The organism is Hyphomonas sp. GM-8P, assembly GCF_003263315.1.
Lineage (GTDB): Bacteria > Pseudomonadota > Alphaproteobacteria > Caulobacterales > Hyphomonadaceae > Hyphomonas.
Map to the genome: position 1 here is coordinate 1 of NZ_AWFE01000112.1, position 4,226 is coordinate 4,226.

The 4,226-nt window shown below is 57.7% G+C and carries 6 protein-coding genes; 5 read left to right on the forward strand and 1 reads right to left on the reverse strand.

The features are described from left to right. Positions 1-138 precede the first annotated feature (138 nt). The 5 genes from tnpB to HY26_RS16260 all read left to right on the forward strand — a co-directional run bounded on the left by tnpB (position 139) and on the right by HY26_RS16260 (position 4,013). The gene (gene tnpB, locus HY26_RS16235; RefSeq protein ID WP_112074129.1) at positions 139-486 is read left to right on the forward strand and encodes an IS66 family insertion sequence element accessory protein TnpB; all 348 of its coding nucleotides are present in this window, start codon (positions 139-141) and stop codon (positions 484-486) included. A 46-nt stretch (positions 487-532) separates the two neighbouring features. After that, entirely contained in the window at positions 533-2,170 is a 1,638-nt protein-coding gene (locus HY26_RS16240; protein WP_112074130.1) for an IS66 family transposase, read from the forward strand. A gap of 397 nt (positions 2,171-2,567) precedes the next feature. Then, on the forward strand, positions 2,568-3,131 hold the full coding sequence (locus HY26_RS16250; protein WP_112074132.1) for a DsrE family protein: 564 nt from the start codon (positions 2,568-2,570) through the stop codon (positions 3,129-3,131). Positions 3,132-3,213: 82 nt separating this feature from the next. Next, complete coding sequence (locus HY26_RS19455; protein ID WP_158531540.1) at positions 3,214-3,564, forward strand: rhodanese-like domain-containing protein; 351 nt, start codon at positions 3,214-3,216, stop codon at positions 3,562-3,564. Next, a complete protein-coding gene (locus HY26_RS16260; protein ID WP_112074134.1) occupies positions 3,561-4,013 on the forward strand; it encodes an isoprenylcysteine carboxylmethyltransferase family protein in 453 nt (150 codons plus the stop codon). Before HY26_RS19455 ends, HY26_RS16260 begins: the two co-directional genes overlap by 4 nt. Before the next feature lie 10 nt (positions 4,014-4,023). Here the strand turns inward: HY26_RS16260 and HY26_RS19315 are convergent. Further along, positions 4,024-4,226: sterol desaturase family protein (locus tag HY26_RS19315; protein ID WP_370453458.1), on the reverse strand; the 203-nt coding region annotated here is incomplete at its 5' end.

Sequence of the window (4,226 nt, forward strand, 5' to 3'; positions counted from 1 at the left end):
ATTTGTTGGCGCATCGCCGGCGGCGGTGACGGGCCCCGGAATGATCGAGATCTCTTTCACGGACGCGCCGCAGATGCGCATTACCGGCGGTGTTGATCCGGCGCTTGCGAGAGCGCTCGTGGCGGCGCTTGCTGCGCGATGACCCCCGTGCCGGCGGGCGTGCGCGTCTGGCTTGCGAGCGGCGTGACCGACATGCGGAAGGGATGGGGCAGTTTGAGCCTGCTGGTCCAGGAGCAGATGAAGCTCGATCCGCATTGCGGACACCTGTTCGTCTTTCGAGGGCGTCAGGGCGGCCTGATCAAGGTGATCTGGCATGATGGCCAGGGTGCCTGCCTGTTCACGAAGAAGCTCGAACAGGGCCGGTTCATATGGCCCTCGACGGCTGGCGATCCGGTCTCGTTGTCGGCGGCGCAGCTCGGTTATCTTCTCGAAGGGATCGACTGGCGCATGCCGCAGAAAACATGGACGCCGACTGCGGCGGGATAGCAAAAATCCACTGGCCGGGCGCCGGCGAATATGATTCCCTTCGTGTATGACCGAAGCGGCCGATCAGCTCCCGGATAACCTCGAAGCGATGCGGGCACTTTATCTGGCCGAGCGCGCTGCCCGGATCGATGCAGAGGCAATAGCGGTCCGCGAGCAGGCAGAGCGAACACACGCCAGCGCGCTGATCGCACGTCTTCAGCTCGAGATCGAGAAGCTGAGGCGCGAGATCCATAGCAGCCGCTCGGAGCGCAAGGCACGGCTTCTGGACCAGATGGAGCTGCAGCTTGAGGAGCTGGAAGCGAGCGCCACTGAAGACGAACTCGCCTCGTCGAAAGCGGCGCGGACCTCGACAGTCCAGGCGTTCGAACGCAGGCGCCCCTCAAGGAAGCCATTCCCCGAACACCTGCCGCGCGAGCGTGTCGTTGTCGCCGCGCCGGAGAGCTGCCCATGCTGCGGTTCAGGCAAGCTGGCCAAGCTCGGGGAAGACATCACCGAGACGCTGGAAGTGATCCCGCGCCAGTGGAAGGTGATCCAGACGGTGCGCGAGAAGTTTACCTGCCGCGACTGCGAGAAGATCACCCAGCCGCCGGCGCCGTTCCATGTGACGCCGCGCGGCTTTGCCGGGCCGAACCTGCTGGCGATGATCCTGTTCGAGAAGTTTGGCCAGCACCAGCCACTCAACCGCCAGAGTGAGCGCTATGGCCGCGAGGGGATCGATCTCAGTGTCTCCACCCTTGCCGACCAGGTCGGCGCCTGCGCCGGTGTGTTGCGTCCTCTGCATGTGCTGATCGAGGCGCATGTGCTGGCCGCCGGACGCCTGCACGGCGACGACACGAGGGTGCCGATCCTTGCCCGCGGCAAGACCGATACCGGCCGTATCTGGACCTATGTCCGGGACGACCGGCCGTTCGGCGGGGCGTCGCCACCAGCAGCGCTCTACTATGCCTCGCGTGACCGGCGCCAGGAACATCCCGAGCGTCATCTGAAGGGGTTTGCCGGCATCCTGCAGGCGGATGCTTATGGCGGATACAACCCTCTGTTCAAGGCAGATCGTCTGCCCGGCCCTCTGATCCAGGCCCTGTGCTGGGCGCATGCCCGCCGCAAGTTCTTCGTGCTCGCCGATATCGCGGCCAATGCAAAGCAAAGGAAGAATACCGAGCCGATCTCACCGATCGCGCTGGAGGCGGTCAAACGCATCGACGCCCTGTTCGATATCGAGCGCGAAGTCAGCGGTCTCGGTCCCGGCGAACGCCTGGACCGGCGCCGACGAGACAGCCGGCCGCTGGTTGACGCGCTGGAGGACTGGATGCGGACCGAGCGGGCGAAACTGTCGCGCGCCTCTCCGGTAGCCGAGCCGATCGACTACATGCTGAAGCGGTGGAGCGGCTTTGCCGCGTTCCTCGAGGACGGTCGGATCTGCCTGACGAACAATGCCGCCGAGCGGGCGCTCAGGGGCTTTGCGCTGGGTCGTAAATCGTGGCTGTTCGCCGGCTCGGAGCGCGGCGCCGAGCGGGCTGCGTTCATGGTAACGCTGATCTCCACGGCAAAGCTGAACGATGTCGATCCGCAGGCCTGGCTCGCTGATGTCCTTGCACGGATCAACGATCTGCCCGTCCACCGGTTGGACGAGCTACTGCCCTGGAACTGGAGACCGGCGGAGAGCTTCGCGGACAACGATGCTTGATCAACTTCGGTTGACGCGCACTCAGGACAGAAAGGTCACCGATGGGATACCGAAACACCGACGTCTATACTCTCAAATATGTATCGCAACTGCTCGATGTGGACGAGGAGTGGCTGCACGATACCTCGATCGGTATGTTCTCTGAAGACGGATGCCTGAGCGTCTATGACGAGTATCCCTCATCGGAGTTGAGCGAGTCCATTGTCGCGTTTACAGACTACGGCATCGAGAACCTCCGCTGCAGGATCGAAGATCAAACAGAAGCGGGAGAACCGCCTCCAAAGCGAGGCGAAGGATCACCCAAGCATAAGTAAGGGCGACGCGGCCCTGACCGGATGCTTACAACTTATCGGTTGAATTTAAATAGAAGTCAGTGACTTGGTCACTTTCGGTTTGAATGGTTTCTGAACTACGGACCACTGAAGAGGAGAATTATGTGAGACTTATCTTACTTTTGTCGCTGATCTGTGTCGGGGTACATGGGCACGCGATCGCCCAGCAATCCAACTTCAGTACGGGACCTGTCATCCAAGATTTCGGTCCTGTGGCTCCGGTGTCTGATGTTCGGCTTGATGCTGAAACAGAGTTAAAAGTCGCATTCGATGTAGCCGAACCTGCAAAGGCGGGACAGATCAATCGCCGACTGGAAAGCGCGGCAAGGTTTTTAAATATGCATGGTGATTCCGGCGTGCCGGTTGAGCAAATGAGCGTAGCTATCGTGGTACATGGTCCCGCAGCGATGGATCTTGTCACATCCGAGCGATATGGGAGTGACAACGCAAATTCTGAGTTGATCGCTGCGCTGATCGAGGCCGGAGTGTCGATTGAACTTTGCGGGCAAACCGCCGCGTTCAGAGAAATTTCTGAAGCCGATCTTCTGCCAGGCGTGAAACTGTCTCTGTCTGCTATGACATCTCACGCGCTTTTACAGCAATCCGGCTACACTCTAAATCCATTCTAGAGTTCAGTAGATGCGATCGGTATTTGTCCTAATAGTAGCGATTTTTGCTTGGCAGTTCGTGGCCGCCGCACAGATCCAGTCAATGACCGCGACCGAGGCGCATAACCTGCAAAGCCAAAACGGGGCGATTCTGATAGATGTACGAACACCTGGCGAATGGAAGAGAGACGGAATGCCAGCCGGATCAATCGGTATTTCGATTGCGGAGACTGACTTTGTCTCACGCGTTCGCAACATTGTCGGCGGTGACTTGGACCGACAAGTGATCCTTATTTGCCAAACCGGAGTGCGATCTTCACACGCTGCCAGATTATTGGAACAGAATGGGTTCCGTAACCTTAGTAACGTTCAAGAAGGTATACGAGGCAGCTGGCGAGCAGGTCCAGGTTGGATCAAGAAAGGCTTGCCAATGAGCCGGAAACCATCCGAATGAAGCTCCTAATACCTCCGCCTTTGATAGGACTCGTAACAGCCGCAGCGATGTGGATTGTCGCCAGAAATGCAGTCAGTTTTCAAGTTGAGCAACCGCTAATCGAGCATCTCTCATTGGGGGTTATTGCAGTTGGAATAGGTATAGAGCTTGTTTGCGTCTTCCAGTTTTTTCGGGCGAAAACCACAGTCAATCCGTTGAATCCGGATCAGGCGAGCAGTCTCGTTATAACAGGGTTTTATCGATATACTCGAAACCCAATGTACCTGGGATTGCTGATTTTGTTGCTCGGGTGGGGGCTAAGACTTTCGAACCCGCTGGCGTTGCTACCAATTCTACTATTTGTTGCCTACATGACAGTGTTTCAGATTAAGCCTGAGGAAGAAGCCTTAAAGCGCAAGTTTGGCGATCCGTACTTAGAGTATTGCGCACGAGTGCGCAGATGGCTGTAGAAATTTTTCGTCACTTAACCGGATACTTAAGCGACCAAGAAAGACTATCCGTGGTTGCGTCTTGCTGGTCGGATAGACCGATTTTCATATCGATATGGCCGTCCTGAGGCTCGCTTGTATAGGTGCCAAAAATCCGATCCCACAGCGATAAACAAAACCCGAAATTGGTATCGTGTTCATGATGACCCAGCCCCGTAAATTCCGGCCATGAAT